General features: G+C 41.6%; 21 protein-coding genes. 5 read left to right on the top strand and 16 right to left on the bottom strand.

The window, feature by feature from the left end:
• Positions 1-72: 72 nt before the first annotated feature.
• From MKZ16_RS15580 to MKZ16_RS15570, 3 genes are all read right to left on the bottom strand, one after another.
• On the bottom strand, positions 73-843 hold the full coding sequence (locus tag MKZ16_RS15580; protein WP_076105655.1) for a flavodoxin family protein: 771 nt from the start codon (positions 841-843) through the stop codon (positions 73-75).
• Between the two features lie 166 nt (positions 844-1,009).
• Positions 1,010-1,576 (bottom strand): adenylyl-sulfate kinase, encoded by a 567-nt coding sequence (gene cysC, locus MKZ16_RS15575; RefSeq protein ID WP_038570909.1) that lies wholly within the window; start codon positions 1,574-1,576, stop codon positions 1,010-1,012.
• 35 nt (positions 1,577-1,611) lie between these two features.
• Positions 1,612-2,691 (bottom strand): saccharopine dehydrogenase NADP-binding domain-containing protein, encoded by a 1,080-nt coding sequence (locus tag MKZ16_RS15570; protein ID WP_036677954.1) that lies wholly within the window; start codon positions 2,689-2,691, stop codon positions 1,612-1,614.
• Positions 2,692-2,819: 128 nt separating this feature from the next.
• Here MKZ16_RS15570 and MKZ16_RS15565 point away from each other — a divergent pair, with 128 nt between their 5' ends.
• Positions 2,820-3,905: a helix-turn-helix transcriptional regulator gene (locus MKZ16_RS15565; RefSeq protein WP_076105654.1), complete on the top strand. Its 1,086-nt coding sequence runs from the start codon at positions 2,820-2,822 to the stop codon at positions 3,903-3,905.
• Positions 3,906-3,983: 78 nt separating this feature from the next.
• Here the strand turns inward: MKZ16_RS15565 and MKZ16_RS15560 are convergent, their stop codons facing one another.
• The gene (locus MKZ16_RS15560) at positions 3,984-5,507 is read right to left on the bottom strand and encodes an MDR family MFS transporter (protein WP_038570903.1); all 1,524 of its coding nucleotides are present in this window, start codon (positions 5,505-5,507) and stop codon (positions 3,984-3,986) included.
• Between the two features lie 276 nt (positions 5,508-5,783).
• Between MKZ16_RS15560 and MKZ16_RS15555 the strand changes: the two genes are divergently transcribed.
• Positions 5,784-6,206 (top strand): MarR family transcriptional regulator, encoded by a 423-nt coding sequence (locus MKZ16_RS15555; RefSeq protein WP_169744822.1) that lies wholly within the window; start codon positions 5,784-5,786, stop codon positions 6,204-6,206.
• An 81-nt stretch (positions 6,207-6,287) separates the two neighbouring features.
• On the opposite strand, the gene MKZ16_RS15550 is transcribed toward MKZ16_RS15555, so the two are convergent.
• The 6 genes from MKZ16_RS15550 to MKZ16_RS15525 all read right to left on the bottom strand — a co-directional run bounded on the left by MKZ16_RS15550 (position 6,288) and on the right by MKZ16_RS15525 (position 12,633).
• Positions 6,288-6,629: a DUF1801 domain-containing protein gene (locus MKZ16_RS15550; RefSeq protein ID WP_036677965.1), complete on the bottom strand. Its 342-nt coding sequence runs from the start codon at positions 6,627-6,629 to the stop codon at positions 6,288-6,290.
• A 291-nt stretch (positions 6,630-6,920) separates the two neighbouring features.
• Positions 6,921-10,499 (bottom strand): discoidin domain-containing protein, encoded by a 3,579-nt coding sequence (locus MKZ16_RS15545; RefSeq protein ID WP_076105653.1) that lies wholly within the window; start codon positions 10,497-10,499, stop codon positions 6,921-6,923.
• Between the two features lie 290 nt (positions 10,500-10,789).
• Complete coding sequence (locus MKZ16_RS15540) at positions 10,790-11,149, bottom strand: multidrug efflux SMR transporter (RefSeq protein ID WP_076105652.1); 360 nt, start codon at positions 11,147-11,149, stop codon at positions 10,790-10,792.
• A gap of 17 nt (positions 11,150-11,166) precedes the next feature.
• Positions 11,167-11,493 (bottom strand): multidrug efflux SMR transporter, encoded by a 327-nt coding sequence (locus MKZ16_RS15535; RefSeq protein WP_038570894.1) that lies wholly within the window; start codon positions 11,491-11,493, stop codon positions 11,167-11,169.
• A 13-nt stretch (positions 11,494-11,506) separates the two neighbouring features.
• The gene (locus MKZ16_RS15530) at positions 11,507-12,040 is read right to left on the bottom strand and encodes a TetR/AcrR family transcriptional regulator (protein WP_036677976.1); all 534 of its coding nucleotides are present in this window, start codon (positions 12,038-12,040) and stop codon (positions 11,507-11,509) included.
• A gap of 116 nt (positions 12,041-12,156) precedes the next feature.
• Positions 12,157-12,633, bottom strand: coding sequence for a GNAT family N-acetyltransferase (locus tag MKZ16_RS15525; RefSeq protein ID WP_076105651.1), 477 nt, complete (start codon positions 12,631-12,633; stop codon positions 12,157-12,159).
• Between the two features lie 129 nt (positions 12,634-12,762).
• Here MKZ16_RS15525 and MKZ16_RS15520 point away from each other — a divergent pair, with 129 nt between their 5' ends.
• A complete protein-coding gene (locus tag MKZ16_RS15520; RefSeq protein ID WP_036678358.1) occupies positions 12,763-14,424 on the top strand; it encodes a ribonuclease J in 1,662 nt (553 codons plus the stop codon).
• Positions 14,425-14,660: 236 nt separating this feature from the next.
• Positions 14,661-15,530 (top strand): helix-turn-helix domain-containing protein, encoded by an 870-nt coding sequence (locus tag MKZ16_RS15515; protein ID WP_076105650.1) that lies wholly within the window; start codon positions 14,661-14,663, stop codon positions 15,528-15,530.
• Between the two features lie 475 nt (positions 15,531-16,005).
• Here the strand turns inward: MKZ16_RS15515 and MKZ16_RS15510 are convergent, their stop codons facing one another.
• On the bottom strand, positions 16,006-17,562 hold the full coding sequence (locus tag MKZ16_RS15510; RefSeq protein ID WP_036677991.1) for an ABC-F family ATP-binding cassette domain-containing protein: 1,557 nt from the start codon (positions 17,560-17,562) through the stop codon (positions 16,006-16,008).
• 232 nt (positions 17,563-17,794) lie between these two features.
• Between MKZ16_RS15510 and MKZ16_RS15505 the strand changes: the two genes are divergently transcribed.
• On the top strand, positions 17,795-18,379 hold the full coding sequence (locus MKZ16_RS15505; RefSeq protein WP_076105648.1) for an AAA family ATPase: 585 nt from the start codon (positions 17,795-17,797) through the stop codon (positions 18,377-18,379).
• A 342-nt stretch (positions 18,380-18,721) separates the two neighbouring features.
• Here the strand turns inward: MKZ16_RS15505 and MKZ16_RS15500 are convergent, their stop codons facing one another.
• From MKZ16_RS15500 to MKZ16_RS15480, 5 genes are all read right to left on the bottom strand, one after another.
• On the bottom strand, positions 18,722-19,609 hold the full coding sequence (locus tag MKZ16_RS15500; RefSeq protein WP_076105647.1) for an RsiV family protein: 888 nt from the start codon (positions 19,607-19,609) through the stop codon (positions 18,722-18,724).
• 1 nt (position 19,610) lies between these two features.
• On the bottom strand, positions 19,611-20,117 hold the full coding sequence (locus tag MKZ16_RS15495) for a sigma-70 family RNA polymerase sigma factor (RefSeq protein WP_038570883.1): 507 nt from the start codon (positions 20,115-20,117) through the stop codon (positions 19,611-19,613).
• 90 nt (positions 20,118-20,207) lie between these two features.
• Positions 20,208-22,073: an acyltransferase family protein gene (locus tag MKZ16_RS15490; protein WP_076105646.1), complete on the bottom strand. Its 1,866-nt coding sequence runs from the start codon at positions 22,071-22,073 to the stop codon at positions 20,208-20,210.
• 172 nt (positions 22,074-22,245) lie between these two features.
• Positions 22,246-23,316, bottom strand: coding sequence for a stalk domain-containing protein (locus tag MKZ16_RS15485; RefSeq protein ID WP_076105645.1), 1,071 nt, complete (start codon positions 23,314-23,316; stop codon positions 22,246-22,248).
• 72 nt (positions 23,317-23,388) lie between these two features.
• Entirely contained in the window at positions 23,389-23,850 is a 462-nt protein-coding gene (locus tag MKZ16_RS15480; protein WP_052097483.1) for an NUDIX hydrolase, read from the bottom strand.
• Positions 23,851-23,872: the final 22 nt, after the last annotated feature.

Below are 23,872 nucleotides of genomic sequence, written 5' to 3'. Positions count from 1 at the left end.
GGATTACCTCAACTTCTCTTTTGGTTAATTGTCGGTCATGTTCATATCTTATACGGGGAAGTGTCTTTATGGTTACGAATTCTTCGCCATACGTTTCCCAATAAAGTCAAAGATCAGACCCGCTGTCCTTTTTATAAGACCCAATGAAACAGGATAATAATAACCCGACTCAAACCAGCCTTGTTCTTTGTAATACCGGTAATCCCTGGAATGATCATCAAGCATTGTTTTTATACTTGTACGTGACATTCGAAACAGCATTAACCTGAAAAATGAAGGAACCGGAGTCTTAGGTGACATGAGGTCCTTATAGAATCTTTCGGAGGCTTTCTTAATTTCTCTCGTCATTTTTTTCTGCGCAACTTCTGTTCTTGGTTCCAAAGTAGTCAAGACACAACCTTTTGTGACTTGAAATCCGAAATTCTCGCCCATATTACTAAGATATTTTTCAATTTTGTTGCCTCCAAAGATCCCCTGATTGACAATAGCCGTGAAGGTTTTTCCGAAGAAACGAGGTCTATGAAATACAAAGGCAAGCCGATCCAAGAGGTTCTTCATCGGTGCCGATACATGAAATGCATAATTAGGGGTAGCGAAAATAACCCCGTCAGAATGAATCATTTTCTCCATCAATACATCGCGTTCATCCTTTAAAGGACAATATTCCTCACCTTTATTGAAACACAGCTTACAGCCCCGGCAATATTCAAGCCGATAATCTTTTAAAAAAATATACTCAAATTCAATATCACCATATGCCTTTAAATTATTACCAAATTCACAAACCGCTTCGAAGGTCGCATGCTTTTGCTGATTCCCAATAAATGCAGTAACTTTTTTCATTTGGACTCCTCCATATATCGCATATTTTGAATAATCCCGATAAATATGAATGAATTTATTTTTGTTCATTCATATTGTAGCACCTTGATTCCCTTTATGCGATAAAATTCCATTTGAGAATGCAAAAAAAGAAGCCCTACTTAATTAGGCTTCTGTTAACTTCCCACTATATCTTTTTAGCGTAATTATGTGTAACAAAATCAACTAGCAGATTCACACTGCTCTCCATATTGTAAATCTCTGTGTCAACTGTCAATTCGGCATGTTTAGGGGGTTCATAAATAGCATCAATACCTGTAAACTCACGAATTTCACCTTTTCTAGCTTTCTTATACAACCCTTTAGGATCACGTTGTTCGCAGGTTTCTAATGAACATTGCACATAAATCTCTGCAAACTCGCCAGACTGAAAACGATATCTAATCGCTTCTCTAGCAGCTGAAGAAGGTGAAATCATCGGGACAAGCACTATAAAGCCAAGGTCCAAAAACATAGACGCTACTTCGGCCGCACGCCGCATATTTTCTTTACGATCCTCTTCTGAAAAACCTAAATCGATATTTAAACCTTTTCTTAGCTGGTCGCCGTCGATCACAGCACATCTTATGCCTTGCTTAAACAATTCTTTTTCAGCTTGTTGTGCTAGTGTACTTTTTCCTGAACCTGATAATCCTGTGAACCAAAACACGCCCGCTTTATGACCGTTCAACAGCTCCCAATCTTTTCTATTCATTCTATGACGCCCCTTTCTATATGATTAATATTATACTAGTTTACCGCAGTCTTGAGAGAAATTGCTGATCCTAATTCCTTCTGTATATACGCTATATCAGTCAGCTGCTCAATATGGTAAACTCCACCTGGGGGTGGTGAATCATATAGATGTTTTGCTACTGCCGCTGTTACTTTTGCCGTAATGATAGATTGATTCTTTCCTTGTAATAAAAAATCCGCATGAAGTAATTTACCTTCTAAATTTCTTCCACTTGCCTCAACCTTAATAGCGAACCCATCATCCCCCAAATGCAGCCGCCCCATAGCACGAACAATTAAATTCTTCAGCCAGCCTATTTGCAGTAAGCGAACGGCTCCTGTTTTTTTCGTTATTGCCAGTATTTTAGTAACCATAGCTGAATCAAGACAAAATCGTGTGGAGATAGACGATGCTTTCAGTGTTCTGCTCAGTGTCTGTTGATCTGAGAATGGAAAACGGTAAGCATATCGATTACCCATCTTATCACCAAAATGATATAACCTTCTGTCTGTAAAGCTCTCCACCTCAACCTGGCGATTACCCTGCTTCACTTCGAACTTAGCTGCTAAACTGTCGACTGTCCATTCTAGCGCCGCTTTGCCATGAGAATCACCTAGTCCGAGCATAATTGCAATTTCTATCTCCTCGATCTGATCCATCTGCCGCTCTGCTTCAAGGGCCAGGAGATTAGTGATGCCGGGAGCAAGTCCTACACTTAAGACAGCACTTGACCCATTATCTTCAGCCTCTCTCTTGTATTTCTCAATTTCATTCAAAAACAAACCGTTCGCAGATACATCCACATAATGAATACCGCTTCGAAACACAGCTCTTACAAAATCTGTATCCGTTTGATCTAAGCACATAATGATTAATTTAACTCGTTCTAACTTATCAGTAGGTAAAGGTTTATTAATATCCACCTGCATCGGCTTAATTTTCCCATCAGTTGCTTGACTGAATTGCTTTGCTTTTACAAGGCTTCGCCCTGCAGCATATACCTTTCCAGGATATTTTTTCTCTAAGATTTCACAAATGGTACGCCCTACATGGCCATATCCACCGACGACTACAATATCTTCTTTTCTCTGCATTTTATCACCGCATCCTATATAATAGAAATAATTAAGAACCATTCTCAATTATACGGATATGGTTTACATTCACTATCCCATAAATGTGGGATACCTGTTTTTATACTCCATGACTAGAGGGCTGACCTATGAAAACCATAAGACAACTTAATCATATTAAACAACAAATCATAAGGTTAGGTGCTGTTTCTGATTCTTCACATAGCTACCGTACTTCATTACTGTCGATTTTACGCGATGCTGTACCCTTTGATGCTGCCTGCTGTACCCATGTTGATCCACGTACACTACTCTCGACAGGTGCAGTTACAGAAGATAACGTGGAATCCATTCACCATCACTTGTTCCAGATCGAATACGGTGAAGACGATATTAATCCCTATGAGCAAATGGTTCATAGTAAAATGCACGTAGCTACTTTATATGAAGCAACCGAAGGGCAGCCAGATTTGAGTGCTCGCTATCAAAAGGTACTATCTCCGGCAGGATTTGAGGATGAATTACGCGCTGTACTTGTTCATGGAGATGCGTGTTGGGGGTATCTGACACTTTACAGAAAGTCGGGTCAGCCTGTATTTTCGCGGGAGGATTGTGAGTGGATAGCCTTAATGCTTCCTGAGATTGCCGCAAGAATGCGGGCTTTCAGTCTTGAGTTGCCTGAGAGAAATCAGACTTGGCTGGAAGAAGATTACGGTTCCGGAATTGCTGTCCTTTCTGATCAACTAGTGCTCCTCTCCTCCAATCCTACAGCAGACCGCTGGTTAGAGAAACTTCGTTCATTAGAAAAAATTGATCACCATATCCTGCCACGTCCAATTCGGGCGGTGAGCACACAAGCAATCAATAGTCCCTCTGAATCTTCGGGGATGGCTAAGTCCTGTATCCGGATGTCAGTAGGACCTTATCTAGTGATCCGGGCTAGCCGGCTTCATGCATACGACGGTCAGACGCAAATCGCTATTTCATTCGAGCCTGCACGTCCAGCAGATATGCTTCCTATCATTGCAGAAGCGTATGATCTGACGAAACGGGAACAGCATTTACTTGAAGGAGTAATTCGTGGATTATCTACTAAAGAATTGGCTGCTGAGTTACATATTTCTGCTTACACGGTTCAGGATCATTTAAAATCCATTTTCGCTAAAGCAGGTGTCAGCAGCCGTAGAGAGCTTATCTGGCATTTACATTCTCGATATAGCATTTCAGAGAAATAGGATCGCCGAGCTTCTTATCAAAAAAGCCCAAGCCTTTATTAACAAAGGACTTAGGCTTTTATTTTATCTTTTATTTCCTTAATGCGATGCCGTAAATTCTTCCAGCTCAGAAGCAGGATCAAACTTCTCCCTGCTCATCACAAATGCTGCCATTAGAGCTATAACTGATGGAATAATCGCCCAAGCAAAGGTATGAACAAGAGAAGAAGATAATCCTTCGGTGATTTTATCAAGAACCTCAGAGGGAATTTTGGCCCGTGTGTCGGGAGTCAAAATTGTACTTGGATCACTTAGATTAACACCTTCTGGTGCCGCGCCTCCTTTACTGAACATGGAAGTTAATTTATTCGAAAAAATGTGACTTTGAATAATACCAAATACCGTAATACCAAGTGTCATTCCCAGCTCCCGTGTGAAGCTAAGTGTCGAACTTGCAGAACCCCGTTGTCTTGCTGTAAATCCATGAATCGCTGCATTGCTTAGAACAGAAAATGATGAACCTATGCCAAGACCCACCAGAAACATAAAAATAGTGACCATAAACCGGGAGGAGTCTGGTGTTAGTGTGGTAAGCAGAGCAATACCTGCAACAAGGAGTACTAACGTAGAAATCATGATCGTGCGATAATTAAATTTAGAGAGCAAGAATCCTCCGCCAGCAGCAGTGATAACAGAACCAATCATCATCGGAAGTAGAACAAGCCCCGAATTTGTGGCAGACCCGCCAAGAACCCCTTGAATATAAATTGGAATGTACACCGAGGCTGTAATAAATGCCGCTCCGCTAAATATCGCCATAACATTACTCGTAGAATAGAGACGATTCTTGAACATGCCAAAGGTAATGATTGGCTCTTCTGCACGACGTTCAATAAAAATAAAACCAATTAAAAACACAACAAAAGCCATAAATAATCCCAGAATCATTGTCGAGTCCCAAGCATATTTCTTACCCCCGAGCTCAATCGCAAACATGAGACAAAGGATTGAAGCTACAAGTGTAAAAGCCCCAAGATAATCAATTTTCTCTTTGGAATGCTCAACAGATTCTTTGTAGAAGAAAGCGATCATAAAGAATGCAATAACACCAATGGGTAAATTGATATAAAAGACCCAAGACCAATGAATATAATCCGCTATATAAGCGCCAATAAGGGGACCGAAAATACTGGAAATACCATAGGCAGCACCGAATAACCCACCGATTTTCCCCCGTTTCTCCGGGGCCACTACATCGAACATAATCGTGAATGCGATAGGAACGAGTGCCCCTCCACCAATACCCTGAATCGCCCGATAAATACTAAGCTGGACAATAGAATTTGCCGTACCACATAAAGCTGAACCAATCATAAAGACAATAATACCGAAAATAAAAAATCGCTTACGTCCATACATATCCGATAATTTACCGAAAATCGGCATACCCGCCATCTCAGCTATCATATAAGCGGACGTAACCCACATCAATTTGTCAAAACCGCCAAGGTCACCTACAATGGTTCCCATTGCGGTTGCAAGTATAGTATTATCCATTGATGCCATAAGGGTGGCCAACAATAGAGCTACTATAATAACCCCAACTTTATTTTTCTTTTCCATGCTCCTTTTTCTCCTCCACTTTTCCCAAATGTTTAGTTCTGCTCTAATTGTTAAAGGATTGTGCACAGGCTTCATTCCAAACCACGTGATGTTATACCCTTTGCAAATTAGTGAATAATTCGATAAAATCAAGACAATTAATTAGATGTTCATCAAGCATCTTGTTTATTAATTATCTTGACTATCAAGATATAAACATTTTAAAAGGAGGGTCCTCTTTTGTCAAGAGATCGACACAATCAAGTTACAATTCAGCAGGAAGACTTAACTTTACGCATGCGGGGCCTAGGCAGCCGAACGGTTTTGTATCAGCAAAAAGTAGCAACTTCTTTAGGGTTATACAATAACGATTTTCTATCTATAGATATCCTTCAGGAAAAAGGTCCTATCACCGCCGGCGAGCTATCCAAATTAACTGGACTTACTACAGGCAGCATTACCACATTAGTTGATCGACTTGAAAAAAACGGCTTTGTTCGCAGAGAACATGACCCAAATGACCGTCGTAAGGTGATCATTGTCCCTTTATATGAGAATAACGAGGTTGGAAATGCCTACCTTCCTTTGCACACTAAGATGGTTAAACTGGCGTCTTCCTTTACTGAGCAGGAGCTTGAGTTGATAACAACATTTTTAGGCAAAGCAAGTACCATCCTGGAAGAGCAGATTCATTATCTCAGCACTACAACTAGTAACTAAAACTGTATAATCATCAAAAAAGGACGATATCCCATGAAGTCAAATGACTTTGAGATATCGTCCTTTTAATATAAGTATGGATCAAAGAGAAGCTGAAGCTTGAGCAACTAAAGAGACCAACTGTGCAGAATCAAATGTGTCTCCTTTTCGAAGCTTTAAGGTTTTCCTTTCAGGTGGTCCCTCAAATGCTCCCTCTGGAAGCGTTAGCTCGGTTGTATTAAAGATTACAAAGCTGACTGCGTCTTTTGATGTCGAGATGGCCGCAGCGTATTTTCCATTTTTCAAAAAATGAGGTTTCTTATACTGAATACGTTCCTGCACATCCGGTATAGCCTGATGAACAACCTCACGTAGTGAGGTGGACAACTCCACCTGCCATGATTCTTTTAGCGCTTCAATAAAATCGATTACTTCCTGATTCATTTTTCATCTCTCCCTTTAAGTAATTAAATGGTTTGCCTGAATAAGCGCAGTAAGTTGTTTAACAAAATCAGGAGGTCCTTTGAGATCCGACGCATCTGCTATGACGAACATAAGATGATGAAATCAACACATCTGCAAAAGAATTTCAAAAATTTAATAGTTTAAATTCCCCATATATTAATTTCTTGTTCATGTAGTCATTATCCTTCTGGCAAATTAGAGATATTAGCTCGTTACAAGCTAAAAAGGGAAAAGCTCCTAAGAGCTTCTCCCTCAACCTCGTACATAAAATTAATGAATCGTTAGATTAAAACCGCTCTGAATATAATTCAGATTCGGATAAGCAATGTTAGAAGTTGTCAGGTTATTAAAGGTTGCCGCACCATTGCCTGTATAGGTGTAAATAGCTGCACCTTTATGTGGACCTGAGAACCGTGAAGTTGTTATTCCATCAAGTCCTGTACCGTTAATATTGATGTTGTTGAACACGATGTTCTCGAATCCACCACCATATCCAAATTGAATCGCATCACGCTGGGTATTAATGATGTCTATGTTGTTAAATGTAACGTTCTTGATAGCATCATTTGATGCTTCAAGATCAATTGCGCCACGTTCACCCCCATAAAGATCTTTACTCGTGCCACTGTTAATAATGGTTGTGTCTGAGAAAACTACACCCGTATTATTCTGGAAATGATAACCTGGAAAAACGGTATTCATACGTATGCCGGAACCACCAACTGTATCAATGATATAGTTATGATCAGCCTTATGACCACTTCCTCCAAAGAAAGCAATCGCTGCCGCACGCCAGTTATTCTCAATGGTGTTATACGAGAAGGTATTATTCACACCAGCAGGTGCACCATTGGTGTTACTGGTCCATACTGCAAGACCATCGTCACCATTATTTCGCACACTGCTATTGCGTACAATTGAATTGCTAGTGCCTTGCGAGAAGTTGATGCCGTCTGCAAGATTGTTCCGAATCCGACTGTTTTCAACTACCAGCCCGGTAGCATAAATCGCAGGTGTATGAGCGTAGTCGCCTACCCACATTCCGCATTCAAAATGCTCTACCCAGACATCATGGATAATAGAGTTGGTTCCAAAGTTATCCATAAAACCTTTGTAAATTGCATTTTGTCCATAACGTGAGCGCAAATTAGAATTCATATAAACATTGCTGAAATCTAGCTTACCTGAAATACGGAGTGAAATACCCCCGCCCGCAGCATTAGGATTGGTGAACTGAATATTGGTGTGCCAGAGACCAGCACCAGTAATAGTGAGGTTATTGATCATATTACTAGCAGAACCAATCTCCCACATACTGCCAAGATTAAAGGTTCCTGCTGGAATATAAATAGACTTTCCGCTTGCCACGGCTGCATTTACAGTAGCTTTAAAAGCTGCCAGATCATCTTGTCCGTCGTTTGCCACAGCACCGTAATCTGTTACAGATACGGAGTTAGCTGGGCGGGCAATTGCTGTTGGAACAGATTCAATTTCAATGAAATCCACACCATATTCCAAGCTATCTCCATTGTTCTTCTGGATTCGAATCTTGTCCCCAGGTTGGAGGGGTGTATCCATCTTCCAGTGAACTTCATCAAAACGGAATAGTGGACGTCCTGCACTAGGTGTATCGCCAGGCATATCACCTGAGAAATACTGCCAGCTGTAGTATGAGGTTAAAGAAACTGTTTTTACTTTCGCTCCATTCACATACACATCCAGTGAACCATTCAATCCCATCCCATCTGCAGAGTCAGGCATTGTAAATCTCATCGTTACACCTGCGCCGCCTTGACCCTGTCTGACCGTCCACTCTAAGTTCGAACCATTCGAAGGAAGAGCTATATAACGCTGGCCAGAAGCTTCAGAAGCGAGTAATGCCTGATCAAAGGTTGGCGCCGATTTCAAGGTCGCGCCACCCCCGAGAGTAGCATACTCGGTATCATATCGACTATACGGCATGCTTGCACCACGCGCAGCATAGACAACGAGATTAGAAACACTTACATTATTCGCTTGCTTGGCAGCTATCTCATTAGCATCCACTTCAACAGTAGTGGTGACTGTGTAGTTACCATTAATCGCTGTCCAAGTCCCTGGAATCGCAACATTAACTGATGCCCCCGCTGCTAAGGCACCGTTATAAGATCCATTATAGGTTTGAACAGTGGAACCCGCAGAGTTTTTTAGAACAACGCTTATACCATGTGAACCACTTGCAGAGGCAATGGTTCCTTGATTCTTAAGATTTACATTGAACGCTACATTGTTATTAGCAACAGGATTACTTGGTGTCCATGTAACAGTTCCCACTAAGTCAGAGCTGGACACTGGAGCGATAATAAGTGACGCTGGGTTCGTGTAGCTGTTATTCGCTTCATTTTGTTCGATAACTAGGTTGTCTTCATCAACTTTGGCACTAACTGAATACGTTGCTGCAGGCTTAACTCCTGCGGTAAGTGTCATCGATGCTGTTGTCGATGCTCCAGTTGCTAGTACACCTACCGGAGCTGAGCCTACAAGCTCATTATTCAAATAGAAATTAACAGTAGTAGCTGGAGAGCTGGCATTGCCGATATTCTTTACGATTGCGTTCAGCGTAATCGCATTAGACTCAACCGGATTCGTTGGTGACCAGGACATGCCAGTAATCACCAAATCCGGATTCGGAGCTGGAGTACCGTACACTTCTAATTCGGCGATCTGTCCAGCTGGAGCACCCGAGTTGGCAGTAATATTAAGCTGTAGACGTTTGACAGTTGCGGTAACAGGAATGGTTACTGTATTTCCTGAAGCTGGATTAAACGAATACGATTGTGCTGACACCAGATTTCCAAATGTCGTTGTGTTTTGATTGTGACCGAGCACTTGAATCGTTTGGGTACGTGCTCCCCATGCAGCGGCTGGATTTAACTTTAGAACGATTGAGGAAACGTTGTAGTTTGACCCCAGGTCAAGTATCAATGAACTAGGATTACTGCCACCTTCCCAGTATGTGTTGGTGTTGTTGTCATTAGCATTTGCTGCCACAAATGATTGCGTATTAGAGGATGCGGTAATCGATTTGCCAACCGCGATATTACTGCCCGCAACAGGCGTAGCCGTTGGCGTTGCTGTCGGTATGGCTGTTGGCGTTGGTGTGACAGTTGGTGTGGCTGTTGGCGTTGGTGTGACAGTTGGTGTGGCTGTTGGCGTTGGTATGACTGTCGGTGTGGCTGTTGGCGTTGGTGTGGCTGTTGGCGTTGGTGTGGCTGTTGGCGTTGGTGTGGCTGTCGGTGTGGCTGTTGGAATTGGTGTGGCTGTCGGTGTGGCTGTTGGCGTCGGTGTTGGTGTGCTAGCTCCATAAATTTCGAATTCAGATACTTGCGCTGCCGGCCAACCCGTATTGCCTGTTACATTCAGGCGTACATAACGAGTGCTGGTTGCTGAAAAATCAATCTTAACGGTGTTCCCTCCTGCTGAAGGATTGAACACATAATCAGCTGAACCAACAATGTCAGTGAATGTAGATCCATTTGTGCTGCCTTGAACGGCGAGTGTTTGCGTACGCGTCTCCCAGCCCGTTGGCAGCTTCAATACGATTTGGTCAATACTTGTCTCTGTACCGAGATCAACTTGGATCCATTGCGGAAATGCATTATTGCTGCTTTCCCAATACGTCTCTTGATTGCTGTCTTTCACATTGTTTGGACTATACGTTTGTGATTGACCGCTAGCCGTTACAGTTTTGCCCAGCGTCAAACTCGCGCCACCAGAGGCACTAACAAATGTGAACGGACCCGCTGCCAGGTATAAACTTGAAATCAACAGGGTTACTACAAGCGACCATACGACATACTTGTTGCGCATTATAATCCTCCTCTTAAAGTAGATTATCACTAATGTGTCGCCCTATCTGAGTGCTCAAATGATAGCGTTTACATTTAAATTCATCTCAGAGCACATTAAATAACAACCGATCCTCCTTTCAATGTGAGACACTTTCATTATAGAGAAAGAACAGTTCAAGCTATAAGATGTAATTCTACGGAAAAGATATGTGATACCAATATCGCCAAACTACCCTAAATATGGAATCTATCAACATCACGCCAATCAAATATAGGCCTGATTTCTCAGGCCCTTGTTTTTTATAAAGATTAGCTTGTGGTTTTAAGTTCTTTTTCATTAGCTGAATCTGGAGAGTTTAATAAAACTACACCTCCAACTATTAATACTATGCCTGCAAGTGTAAGCACACTAAATGGATCCCCCCATATTACTATGCCAACGATAGCGGTTAGAACTGTACCTACACCTGCCCAAATCGCATAAGCTAAGCTTAAAGGTAAAACTCTGAGACTTATAGACAAACTATAAAATGCGATTATAAAACCAATAATAACACCTATAGTAGGCAATATTTGTGTGAACCCTTCTGACATTTTCAGCATAGTTGTACCTATTACTTCGCTTATAATAGCTACCCCTAGTACCCAAAAACCCTTATTCTTGTTCATAACATTTCCTCCAAGCTCTAATGAGATCCACCAGAAAGTTTCATAATGACTACTCCACCAATGATAAGAATCAGACCGAGTAATTTCTTCAGATTGAATTTTTCTTTATAAATGATTACTCCTATTAACGCAGTTAAAGCCGTACCTACCCCCGACCAAATAGCATAAGCCGTCCCTAGAGGAATCGTTGAAAGCGCTAAAGAAAGACAATAAAAGGCTGAACCCATGCCGAGTACGACTCCTATTGAAGGTAAAATCTTTTTAAACCCGTTAGAAACTTTAAGCATGGAGCTACCAAATACCTCGCAGATAATCGCTGTTGCCAGTAACAGATATGAATTCAACAATAGCCCCTCCTTACTCCGTCATGTTTATTAATTCTTGAATCACTTTACTGCGTAACTCCTTATCTAAAACTCCTAATCCGAACATTTCTGAATACCATAAACCGTCCGCTGCCAGCCTGACAATCGTTGAACGTACAGGATCTATTCCATCGTTCTCTATATTGTTTTGCCATACTGAGTATTGATCTTGAAATTTCTTAAGGATATCCGGATTCGTAAAAAGAGCAGCCGAAAGCGCTGTGCTAATCTCCTGCTCTTCCTTAAGATCGTCGTCAATCGCCTGAACAAACGCTCGTCCCCACTTCCCCGTTTCTCTAGATGCATTCGCTACTCTTTCTTGAACATTACTGAAAAAATCGCTTGTTAACTCTTCCACCATACTTTTTATTAAAGCTTCCTTATTCGGAAAATGGTGCAGCAGTCCACCTTTACTGACCCCGGCTTCTTTGGCAACGGCTTCAAGCGTAAGCTTCTCCACCCCATTATTTTTAACAACAATAGAAGCTGCTAATAAAATACTACTTCGTTTTGAATTACTGTTCACGATAATCACCTCTGTTATTTACTATACCGTCTGGACGGTTTTATTGTCAAATAAAAAATCATTATCTTAGAGCAAAAAAAGCCTGGTAATCCAGGCCTCCAACATTTTTAAATCAATTACATTAAATTTTTAATATACCAAGCATCACAAGCAAAATGCTCCGACCCAGCAAGTGGTTTTTCTAATAGCTCAAATCCATTTTTTGTGTAGAAACGGTTGGCTGCGTGCATGTTTTGCAGTGTCTCCAAATAACATTGGTTGTAATGAAGCTTGGCAAAGTCCAGCGCTGTATTTAAAAGTTCGTTGGCTATCCCGTTACCTCTAATCGACTGAGATAAATACATTTTTTGCAACTCACATATCTTGTCATCATTCCCGAAAGGAGCAATTCCACAACCTCCCAATACTTCCCCTCCCTCTTCAACAACCCAATAAGCCCGATTCTCACTATGATTATAATAATCAGATAAATGATGCAGGCTGTCATCCTCCCAGACGAGACCCGCGCGATTCCCGCCAAACTCAATTAGGCAGTCCCTGATGACCTTTTCAATGGAGCTATTATCTTTCATTTGTAATAGTCGGATATTCATGAGTAACGTTCTCCTATCTTTCGATTAGCTTTCTTCAGTTATTATATTGTATCAGCCTTCAGAATGGATAATTATAATGGGAATCAAACATAATATAGAGAAATTTATTTAGGAGGGGCTTCAATGAAAATGGCAGCTAAGCAGCTCTCGATTGCAGCATTAGGCGGGGTTCATGAAATCGGTAAAAATATGTATATCCTGCAATACGCAGATGACATTGTCGTTATTGATTGCGGCTCTAAATTTCCAGATGAAAGTCTTTTAGGAATTGACCTAATTATTCCTGATGTTTCGTATTTATTAAATAATATTGATAAGGTACAAGCATTGGTGGTTACTCATGGACATGAGGATCATATCGGTGGGATTCCTTACCTGCTTAAACAGTTGAATATCCCGATATATGCTTCCCGTTTAACCCTAGGATTAATCGAAAATAAACTTAGGGAACATGGGATTTTACGACAAACGAAACTCCATTGTATTGATTCAGAATCTACTTTAACCCTGGGTGCCATTACTACAACATTTTTTAATACAAATCATAGCATTCCAGATTGCCTTGGCGTAGTATTCGATACACCTGAAGGTACCGTAGTTCATACGGGAGACTTCAAATTTGACATGACGCCCGTCAACAAGCAGTATCCAGATATACATAAAATGGCCGATATCGGTAAAAAGGGTGTAAAGATCCTGCTGTCAGAAAGCACCAATGCTGAGCGCCCTGGCTTCACCCCTTCTGAGAAGCTTGTTGGCGCTCACATAGAAGAAGCCTTTTTAAAAGCAGAACGTAGAATTTTTATTTCTACCTTCGCCTCAAATGTACATCGTCTACAGCAGATCATTGATGCTTCTCATTTAACTGAACGTAAATTGACCTTACTAGGCAGAAGTATGGTTAATGTAGTCGGAGTAGCCCAAGAGCTCGGTTACTTAAACATTCCGGACAATATGCTGATCGAACCTGCAGAAGCTGCTAAGCTTCCTCCGGCTCAGGTAACTGTTTTATGTACAGGCAGTCAAGGAGAGCCCATGGCCGCCCTCTCCCGCTTAGCGAACTCAAGCCATCGATTGATGGAGATCCAGGCTGGGGACACGGTTCTGCTCGCAGCCAATCCCATCCCAGGAAATGAAAGAAATGTTTCAAGGATTGTCGATAATTTATATATGCTGGGTGCTAAAGTCATCTATGGTTCACGCAGTGAGCTTCACGTCTCAGGGCATGGTAGCCAAGAGGAACTTAAGCTAATGCTGACTCTAATGAAACCTGAATACTTTATTCCGATCCATGGTGAATACCGCATGCTGCATCATCACAGCTTGTTAGCGGAGGCGGTAGGCGTCAAACCAGAAAATATCTTTATTCTAAAAAATGGGGACATCGTCGAGTCATCGTCTGGTGTTGTCCGCCAATCCGGTCGAGTGACTGCTGGGCAAATTCTAGTGGATGGCCTTGGGATCGGTGATATTGGAAATGTTGTGCTTCGCGATCGTCGCCAGCTGTCAGCAGACGGCATACTGATTACGGTGATTACACTGAGCCAAACCGATGGACGTCTATTAAATGAGCCGGACACCATTTCCAGGGGATTCGTTTATGTCCGTAACTCCGATAATTTAATGGACGAGATCAACCAGCATGTAACATCGACCCTTAAAAAGATGAACGAAACTGATCTCGGCCAATGGAATATCATCAAGCAGACCATCAAAGAATCATTAAGTAAGTTCCTATACGAGAAAACGAAACGGCGTCCAATGATCCTTCCAATCATCATTGAGGTTTAATGTAGGAATGCATCCAAATAGATATTGGCGGATTCTCACTCCATTATGAGTAAGAATTCGCCTTTTTGTGTTTTATAGTTTTAATACTCTTCTTTTATATATTCTGCTGATAGTATTAGATTCAGGTGCAAATTTCTACATACTGAAGTACAACTAAGCAAGAATTATCAAAATCCCTTTAAATAGATGAGGTATATTAAGACCAGAACAAGGAGGTGATCAGGCTGTATTACAAGATGATTCACAATAGTATTGAATTTATTGAGAACCATTTGGAAGAAGAAGAATTGAATCTGGACAGAATTGCGAAAGAGGCTGGATTCTCCAAATATCATTTCCACCGGCTCTTTCAGAAATATGTCGGCAAAAGTGTAGCTGAATACATTCGTTCCCGCAGGTTGAGTTCTGCTGCCCAACTGCTGCTCTATTCCGAAGAACGCATTCTAGATATTGCACTTCTTTATGGTTTTGATAGTCAAGAGGCTTTTACAAGAGCTTTTAAAGGACTTTATGCTCTCCCCCCAGCCCAATACAGGTCACAGATAAAACTATTGATTCAGGAAAGAGAGGAATTTACCATGTCCGAAATTAAAGGTTGGTTCATCACCGGAACATCTCCCAGCAAATATAAGGCATCATTAGATATGCAGATTTACCATAAGGGAAGGAACTCTGTATCACTGGAATGCGCAGAAACTGAACCACTCGAAGGGAACGAATTCGGTACTCTAATGCAGCAGTTTGACGCAAAAAATTATCTTGGGAAACGGATGCGGTTTGCCGGCTTTATCCGGACCGAAGAAGTAAGCGACAGGTGCGGCTTATGGATGCGTATTGATGACAAGCTCCAGAATATGCTGGGTTTTGACAACATGCAGTACAGAAGTATTAAAGGAACTGCTTCCTGGAATTTTTACGCTTGTGTGCTGGATATCCCGGCAGAGGCGGATTGTATCAACATAGGTATTCTCCTATCCGGATCCGGAAAGATTTGGCTGGATGACTGCACCTTTGAAGAAGTAGGCCTGGACGTTCCCGTCACTGATTCCCGTGCACGGACAGAAGAATTTCCGACGGAACCGCAGAATCTGAAGTTTGAAGCCTAAAGTTTGCTTACCGGCGGAAAGTTTTGAGGAGTGATCTATTGTTTGTGTTAATTATGGAAATCATGAAGACGGCCATTCAATTTTTGACGGATTTGTTATCTGGGAATCTGCCAAAATACTTTTACCACTGGTGTGGTCTATTTATGCTATTTGTAATCATCTACGCCTATCTTGAGGTACGGATGAAATATAAATCAGTCGATTTTATAAAAGGCATCTGCATTGAAAGTGTCTCCCATCTTGCAGGCTGGATCATTGGTATCCTAGTAACCTTGTGTAGTTACATTATCCATCCTCAGAGGTGTTTTTGCGTTACTGTTCATGATTTCTCAGAGAGATGGAATTATTGCCTCAGATGCCAATTTTAATCGTCACAGTTAATGCAGATGGTGCCTCGGGATAAAAAAAACAGGATACCCTTCGGAGAATCGAAGTAAGGTATCCTGTTTAAGATTCGTTAATTGAACTCGTATACTTAGAATACTTTCGTCGTCCAATCTTCGCAATTCCAGATATCTGTTACGATGTCCTGATAAAAATCGGGTTCGTGAGAAATCATAAGAATGCTTCCTTTGTATGCTTTTAGAGCGCGTTTCAGTTCATCTTTGGCATCGATATCCAAGTGGTTTGTCGGCTCATCTAATACGAGAATATTGGTTTCGCTATTAATGAGCTTACATAGACGCACTTTGGCTTTTTCCCCACCACTTAGAACAGCAATCTTACTCTCAATATGCTTCGTAGTTAATCCGCATTTAGCAAGGGCAGCACGTACTTCGAATTGTGACAGAGACGGGAACGTGTCCCAGATTTCCTCAATACAAGTCTTGTAATTGCCTTCCTTCATCTCTTGCTCAAAATAGCCAATCTCCTGATGGTATCCACGTTCTACCGAACCGGACAATGCAGAGATTTCACCTAAAATGCTGCGCAGCAAAGTTGTTTTACCAATTCCGTTTGCCCCAACCAACGCGATCTTCTGTCCACGCTCCATCAGCAAATTAAGCGGTCTGGACAATGGAGAATCGTAGCCGATAACCAATTCTTTTGCTTCGAAAATCATCTTGCCCGCAGTTTTACCTTCTTTAAAGTTAAACTGTGGTTTCGGTTTCTCCTTGGCAATCTCGATGATCTCCATCTTGTCGAGCTTCTTCTGTCTGGACATTGCCATATTACGGGTTGCCACGCTGGCTTTATTACGAGCTACGAAATCCTTCAGCTCTGCTATTTCTTGCTTTTGACGATTATAAGCAGATTCAAGCTGTTGTTTTCTCATTTCGTAGACTTGTTGGAATTGCTCATAATCACCCACATAGCGGGTCAGCTTTTGATTTTCCATATGGTAGATCAGGTTAATAACGCTGTTCAAGAATGGCATATCGTGAGAGATCAGAATAAAGGCATTATCATACTCTTGAAGATAACGTCTCAGCCACTCAATATGCTGCTCATCCAGATAGTTGGTAGGCTCATCGAGGAGCAAAATATCTGGTTTTTCAAGCAATAGCTTCGCAAGCAAGATTTTGGTACGTTGACCACCACTAAGATCGGCTACATCACGATCCAATCCAATGTCAGTGATCCCTAGTCCACGCGCAGTTTCTTGTACTTTCGCATCAATCATGTAAAAATCTTGATTTGTAAGTGTATCTTGGATGGTACCTACTTCTTCAAGCAGCTTTTCCAGCTCTTCAGGTGAAACGTCACCCATTCTGCCGTACATATCATTCATCTCTTGCTCCAGATCAAACAGGTATTGAAAGGCACTTCTGAGTACGTCTTGAATCGTCATTCCTTTGGTTAACACAGCATGCTGATCGAGGTAGCCAACACGCACCCGCTTGGACCATTCGACTTTACCCTCATCAGGTTGCAGTTTGCCTGTAACAATATTCATAAAAGTGGATTTTCCTTCGCCGTTAGCGCCGAATAATCCGATATGCTCGCCTTTTAGGAGACGGAATGAAACATCCTTAAAAATCGCACGATCCCCAAAGCCATGACTTAATCCTTCAACATTTAATATGCTCATTTATGGACACCTTTTTCTTATTTTTCTCGCTATATTATAAGCAGGATTAACTAAAAACTCAATGGAGAAGCAAAAAATTATCATTTTTCAGGCTAATTTGCGAACAATTTTAGTTTTTGTGGACCGTCACTTGCCGAGATTAGGTTTGCGCTGGCGATCGCTCGTCATCTTTTATATGATAGTATGCATAGATACACTTTGGAGTTGACTTGAGAACTAAGGAGAATTAGAAATGAATAAACTTGTATTTTTTCTTGGTCCAGCTGGAGCAGGCAAAACAACGTTAGCTAAAGCGATTGCTTCGCGGCGCAAAATACCATTTTTCGATATGGATATTCTGCTACGGCCTGCTGCCGACGCCATAATGACTTTACACGGACTGGATCCGGCAGATAGAGACTCAGCAGAGTACAAAAGGTTATGCCGCGATTTAGGTTATCGAATCACTATGGATGCTGCGCTGGATAATATAGGCTTGGACGTCGATGCTTTTGTGGTTGGTCCCTTCACCAAAGAGGCGGCCAATCCTGACTGGATCAGCAATGAGTTAGTTCGGATCGGACGTTCCCTCCTTGATGTTGAAGTCAAGGTTGTCTTGGTAGGTTTAGCCAACGAGGAATTGTACCGGGAACGAATTCAAGACAGACAATCACCACTAGATGAATGGAAGTTCCAGCATTGGAATGAATTCCGCACTTCTCTTGGCAACCGTACGGTAGCATGGCCGCTCCCGGCTGAAAATATTGCGTTGATCGATAATTCTAACCCGGATATTAATGCTACCGTTGCGGCAGTAGAGCGATTTATTTACGTCTAAACTTTCGGACCCAGATGACGTTATTTCCGCTTTTATCAGCTTTTGCGCAGAGCTTCGGACCCCAGTGCAGCTATTCGTTAGAAAAGAGTGCTTGAGGAGTGTTTTTCGTGCCAATAGCGACGATGTGGTCCGTTAGGATTGCAAAAGTGCGATAATGCTGCGTTTAGGGTCAGCTGAGTCCGATAGCTGCTGCGTCCCCCGTAAAATAATGACATCAAACGATGTTTAAGGCTTTGACAAAGAGTTTTGGCTAAACTTTCGGACTCAGATGACGCTAGTTCCACATTTATCAACTTTTGCGCAGAGTTTCGGAACGCAGATGACGTTATTCCCAGAATTCTTTTATTGAATATACTTCTGACTGACCAAATCATCAGCAAGCACCGCGGTTGGTATCATAAATTCAACGGAGCCCATATAACCCGGTGCGACATCGTATTTATTAAACACAATCACAAGCTTACCTTCGGTATTGATATAAAAGCTTTGATCCTTCGTAATGGATGTAAACTGATCCGTTGGCACATCATCGCCATACTCAGGGATCCAGTAAACTTTTTCAGAGTCTGCTTTCATTTGAGCAATCATCTGTTCTTTAATATTTTCGCTGATGCGCTCAATGTATTGATCATCTTTAAATAACATTGGTAATGTAATAAGGATCTGATTTTCTTTGTCTATCGTATCAAAAGTAACTTCCATTGAAGATGAACCAGCGGTTTCCTCAACATATCTGCCAATGGAGAAAATATGCTCATTATCCGTTTTCACTTCATAACCAACATCCAGCCCCAAATGGCCCCCACCTTGTTCCTTCAACGCTTCGATCTCCGCTTGGAACTTTTCGTATAGTGCTTTATTCTCACTTAAATATTTGCTGTTCAATCCAAGCTCCAGTTCTTTGTTTTCCATATCCGTTACGGCTGGAACTTTGATATTAGCATCGTAGTTCTCTTCTTCTACAACGTATTCTTTAATAGTTAGCACTTTTATTATCCGATCAACGCCTGGGATGGAAGATAATGCACTAGCTACGGTTGTACTGGTGTTTATGGCTACTAGAAAAATAACTGCGGCCGCGCCAACACTAGCCACCCACTTAGTTGTTGTGTGTTTTTTTCTATTGGCTTTAAGTGACTGCTTTATAGAGCGGTTTACAATCAAATCAAGTTCATCCGGAATGGGAATATCGGTATACTCTTTATGTAATTCTTGTATTCTTTCGTCCATCTTACTTTATCTCCTTTAAGGCTTCATCATTCAGCTTCACTCGCAATAACTGAAGGGCCTGATACAGCCTTGTCTTTATTGTATTGGTGTTCTCATTAAGAACTTCAGCCACTTCATTAATCTTCATATCCTCAAAATATCTAAGCACGATCACACTTCGGTATTTCGCCGGCAGCTCTTCCAGTGTTCTTTTCAAATCCATATCTGTATAGTTATCCTCAACAGCCGGACTATAGGTTTCTATTATCTCTGGCTCCATCGTCTGAACCTTCTTGTTTCTGCGCAAAAAGTCTAAAGAAGTATTCACGACAATCCTGTAAAACCAACTTTTCACGGCATCGTGATCCTTTAGCAAATCCATTCGTGTCATCGCTTTATAAATAGAATCCTGCACAATGTCGAGGGCATCCTCTTTGTTTTTCACATAACTGTAAGCAAGCCGGTATACATTTTCTTTGTTTTCTTTGATACATCGCGTCAATATTTTCTCGGTTTTCCTATTCAACATGGTCGATTATCCTTCTCTGTTTGTGATCTGGTGTTGTAACAGGAGTAAGACGTTTGGTGAGTATAAAAAAGTTTGGAGATTCCAAATAAATTATTTATTTTCTTTTTCCAAAGCTTTAATTAGAATTGATGCATAATACTTGGCACCCTCACGTTTCAAATGAACACCATCTTTGTAGAAGTAGTCGTCTTTTCCTTCACTAGCTGAGTACCAGTCTACTATGGTCGTATTCCTGAATTCACTGGAAACTTTTGAAAGGGTGGAATTCACAGTCTGCTCCCACTTTCTCGGCACACGTGTATTGACCAAAATAATCTGCTCCGCATCGCTTAACGAATTTAGTAGTTTACGTAATTGCTTGGAGTTAAAAGCTCCATTCGTCCCCAGCTCAATGATCATCCGCTTCCCTAACCGCCCTTGTGCTCTAAGCTGATCAACCACCTCCTGTGCCTGCAGCATCTGTCTGCCGACCTTTCCATCGATGACAATACCAGGGAGACTTTCTACCAAAAATGGTGCTGCATCCAAAATGACAGAATCACCAATGGCCGTAATATTCTTTCCGGTTTGATTTTTCCCGGTTACCGCAATGTTTCCTTCTGGTTCAACTTGTTTCTCTTCAGTGTCAGGTTTTTGCTTTTCATCATCAGTCGTATCTTTTTCTACGGGTGGTGCCAATGAGTTGTGAGCTATTGGATCTTGCGCTGTTCCCTCTTGCTGTACATTCTGCTTATCTGCAACTTCGATTGTAGGCGTGTCAGATTCAGCATTGGATAAATATCCATTGCAGGCAATCGGAATAAGAACCAAAAAGATCATGGTCATAAGAAAGACTGGGCGGTAGCTGCGGCGTTGCTTTGCACTCCAATTGTTCCAAATATCTCTTAATGATCTCCGACGGAGCGGCTCCTCCACATATTTGTATGATAAGGCTGCCAGTAGAAAACTTCCTGCTAACTGAAGGATAATACGAAGTACGCCGCTCTCATCTGGATTCCCATTAGGGCTGGTAAGAATAATTACGGGATAATGCCAAAGGTATAAGCTATATGAACGTACACCTATCCATCGCAAAGGTTTGCAGCCCATTTTCCGGCCAAGAGAACTGGCAGGATGAGCAAGCACGGCAATCACTACTGCAGTAATGATAGAGATGATCAAAAATCCACCACGATATAGTGATTCATCAAATTCGTTAATCCGGTAAACTAGCACCATTAATACCAGCAGTCCCAGAGCACCAATGATATCAAACATATAACGAGATCTTTCTGTGACTGTATTTTTAAGTTTCTGACTAGGCCATGCAACGGCAAGCGCCGCTCCAACTAGAAGTGCAAATATGCGAGTATCTGTTCCATAATAGACCCTGCTTGGATCTGTGCCCGGTACATAGAACATAGCCATGGCTAAAGCTGAGACAGCAGCACAAGCCAGAATCCAGGCAATAAGTTTACCTCGACGAGGTATGATCTTTAGTCCTAATACGAGCAGCAGCGGCCATAGAATATAAAACTGTTCTTCAATAGAAAGTGACCATAAATGTCCGATCGGTGAAGGAGGACCAAAGCTTTCGAAGTACGAAACATCATGAAATATTAACCACCAGTTATTAACGTAAAATAGTGATGACATGAAATCTCCTGTCAGCCCATTTAATCTCGTGGGGTCTATGATTAAGAGCCATAAGGTGACAACGATCAGCATGACTATCGTCGCCGGCAGCAACCTCCGTGCTCTACGTATCCAAAAGTCCAGAAGGTCCAATCTTCGATGACGCTCCCATTGGTTAATGATTTGGTCTGTGATGAGATAACCCGAGATCACAAAAAAGATTCCCACTCCCAGCAGTCCACCCCCAGCCCATTTCAAATTCAAATGATAGGCTATGACAGCGAGTACAGAAAAAGCTCTTAGTCCATCAATTCCAGGCATATAACGCTTGTTGTCATTCATTCTGTTTCAGTCCTTACCCTTAATTTGTTGTTCATAGTCAGGACGCAGGAGTAGCACAAAAAGTTCTTTTAACTGGTTATTCTGTTATCAAAAGTAAAAAAAACACCCGCGCAAGAATTACCCTGCGGGATGTTTTTAAAAAATCTAACTACTTTCACAAACTTCTAAAAGGTTATTTCTGAACTTCAACCTGTAGAATTTCTGATACGAATTGAACAGGTACATAGGTTTTGTTATCTTGCAGAACAGGGGCAGCACCTAAAGCTTTAGGAGTCGTTTTTGCGAAGAAGTAAGAATCTTTGTTAAGCGTAACACTTGTCCACTGTGCACCTTTCATCAATTCAGCGGTTTTGGTAGACTGATTCCATTTCAATTCATAGTTTAGTTGACTGGCCACATCACGAAGCGATACCATGCGCACGCCTTTCTTATTCGTGAAAGTAGCTACTTTTTTCAAATCTAGCTTAGTTGTATCCGTTGAACTATGATTTAAGCTGAACCGAAACTCTGGTGAACCTACATAACCTGGCGCAATGCTGTATTTAGGGAATACGATTACTAAGTTACCTTTATCGATATAGAACGACTGCTCAGTTGAAGTTCCTGTGTACTCTTCTAAGAAATACTTATCTGAATCCTTTTTAATTTCTGCCAGAATGTCTGCATCGAGCTTCTCTTTGTAGTTAGCGCCCAGTAGATCCGTTAGTGTAACAGGTTCTGCCTCAGCTATATTTTTCACATTATAAGTATCGATCCGCGGCATGCTTGTTCCACCTTCAGAACCTTCAGTAGTAACAGTCAAGGAGATAACGCCTGCTGGAGAACCTGTTCCATCTGATTTCAGATCATAAGTAATGTAAAGAGTATAAGGATGAAATTCCATTTGATCAGCCTGTGCTTTTTTGCCCATTTCTGCAGCGTCTTTCTCCCACTGTGCCAGATCCTTTTCAGCATGAGAGAGGATAATATCGTTCAGTTCATCTTGATAATGAGTATCCAGCATTCCTGTTAGCTGAGGTACTTTTAAATCTGCAATCAGGTATTTACTTGTTGTGTTAAGTACTTTTTCTTGTACTTTAATGCCAGCAAGGGCTGGTATCTTGGACGGTAAAGCCGCAGAAACATTAGCTGTTACTTGTGTGGAAACCATAGCATGAACCGGTAAAGAAGCTGCACTCACTCCCATAATGGCTACACATCCCACTGCACTCATTTTAAATAGATTTTTTGTTCTTTTGTTCATATCTCGTCATCCTCCATCTCTATTTATAAGTGCCTTCCGATGACACTCATTAGCTAGGACGCAGGAGGACCTCTAAAAAGTTTGCTGGTTTTCTAATTTAAATATAATTTCTTCAACTTCTGTACCCCGTAACTCTACGTAAAAAGGCTGTACCTCATCATTTAGACAATACTCCAGCCGCAGTCTGAGGTTTTTCCATGTGACCATTTCTAATGCTTGTTCTATCGAGAAAAACCCAACTTCTAAGCTCTCGGAACTAGTAGCAGGTTCGCCGCCGATGGCATTCCCTAGAAATAGGTTAGTACAAATAGATCGATCAACATTTTGAAAAACTCCGCAGAACTTATTAATCTCTATATCAATGCCCGATTCTTCTTTGGCTTCCCTGATTGCTGCTTCTATAAGGGACTCCTCCTCTTCAACCTGTCCGCCTGGCATCTCCCAGCCTCTACGTGGACCTTTTATTAATAAGATTTCTTCTTGATCATTGAATACAACTGTAGCTGCTGAAAGAATATGTTTGGGGGGATTCATATCCATTGTTACCTCGCTCTAA

The organism is Paenibacillus sp. FSL R5-0928 (assembly GCF_037970385.1).
In the GTDB taxonomy this organism is placed as follows: domain Bacteria; phylum Bacillota; class Bacilli; order Paenibacillales; family Paenibacillaceae; genus Paenibacillus_AQ; species Paenibacillus_AQ odorifer.
This window is presented reverse-complemented; position numbering and strand designations above follow the sequence as displayed.

Excerpts from the sequence above, each read along its gene's own strand:
- MKZ16_RS15500 (WP_076105647.1), bottom strand. The coding sequence starts at position 19,609 with ATGGACGAAAGAATACAAGAATTACATAAAGAGTATACCGATATTCCC.
- MKZ16_RS15550 (WP_036677965.1), bottom strand. The coding sequence starts at position 6,629 with ATGAATCAGGAAGTAATCGATTTTATTGAAGCGCTAAAAGAATCATGG.
- MKZ16_RS15540 (WP_076105652.1), bottom strand. The coding sequence starts at position 11,149 with ATGAACAAGAATAAGGGTTTTTGGGTACTAGGGGTAGCTATTATAAGC.
- MKZ16_RS15565 (WP_076105654.1), top strand. The coding sequence starts at position 2,820 with ATGAAAACCATAAGACAACTTAATCATATTAAACAACAAATCATAAGG.
- MKZ16_RS15525 (WP_076105651.1), bottom strand. The coding sequence starts at position 12,633 with ATGAATATCCGACTATTACAAATGAAAGATAATAGCTCCATTGAAAAG.
- MKZ16_RS15545 (WP_076105653.1), bottom strand. The coding sequence starts at position 10,499 with ATGCGCAACAAGTATGTCGTATGGTCGCTTGTAGTAACCCTGTTGATT.
- MKZ16_RS15510 (WP_036677991.1), bottom strand. The coding sequence starts at position 17,562 with ATGAGCATATTAAATGTTGAAGGATTAAGTCATGGCTTTGGGGATCGT.
- MKZ16_RS15495 (WP_038570883.1), bottom strand. The coding sequence starts at position 20,117 with ATGTTGAATAGGAAAACCGAGAAAATATTGACGCGATGTATCAAAGAA.
- MKZ16_RS15580 (WP_076105655.1), bottom strand. The coding sequence starts at position 843 with ATGAAAAAAGTTACTGCATTTATTGGGAATCAGCAAAAGCATGCGACC.
- MKZ16_RS15555 (WP_169744822.1), top strand. The coding sequence starts at position 5,784 with ATGCGGGGCCTAGGCAGCCGAACGGTTTTGTATCAGCAAAAAGTAGCA.
- MKZ16_RS15505 (WP_076105648.1), top strand. The coding sequence starts at position 17,795 with ATGAATAAACTTGTATTTTTTCTTGGTCCAGCTGGAGCAGGCAAAACA.
- MKZ16_RS15520 (WP_036678358.1), top strand. The coding sequence starts at position 12,763 with ATGGCAGCTAAGCAGCTCTCGATTGCAGCATTAGGCGGGGTTCATGAA.
- MKZ16_RS15490 (WP_076105646.1), bottom strand. The coding sequence starts at position 22,073 with ATGAATGACAACAAGCGTTATATGCCTGGAATTGATGGACTAAGAGCT.
- MKZ16_RS15480 (WP_052097483.1), bottom strand. The coding sequence starts at position 23,850 with ATGAATCCCCCCAAACATATTCTTTCAGCAGCTACAGTTGTATTCAAT.
- MKZ16_RS15570 (WP_036677954.1), bottom strand. The coding sequence starts at position 2,691 with ATGCAGAGAAAAGAAGATATTGTAGTCGTCGGTGGATATGGCCATGTA.
- MKZ16_RS15515 (WP_076105650.1), top strand. The coding sequence starts at position 14,661 with ATGATTCACAATAGTATTGAATTTATTGAGAACCATTTGGAAGAAGAA.
- MKZ16_RS15560 (WP_038570903.1), bottom strand. The coding sequence starts at position 5,507 with ATGGAAAAGAAAAATAAAGTTGGGGTTATTATAGTAGCTCTATTGTTG.
- MKZ16_RS15485 (WP_076105645.1), bottom strand. The coding sequence starts at position 23,316 with ATGAACAAAAGAACAAAAAATCTATTTAAAATGAGTGCAGTGGGATGT.
- cysC (WP_038570909.1), bottom strand. The coding sequence starts at position 1,576 with ATGAATAGAAAAGATTGGGAGCTGTTGAACGGTCATAAAGCGGGCGTG.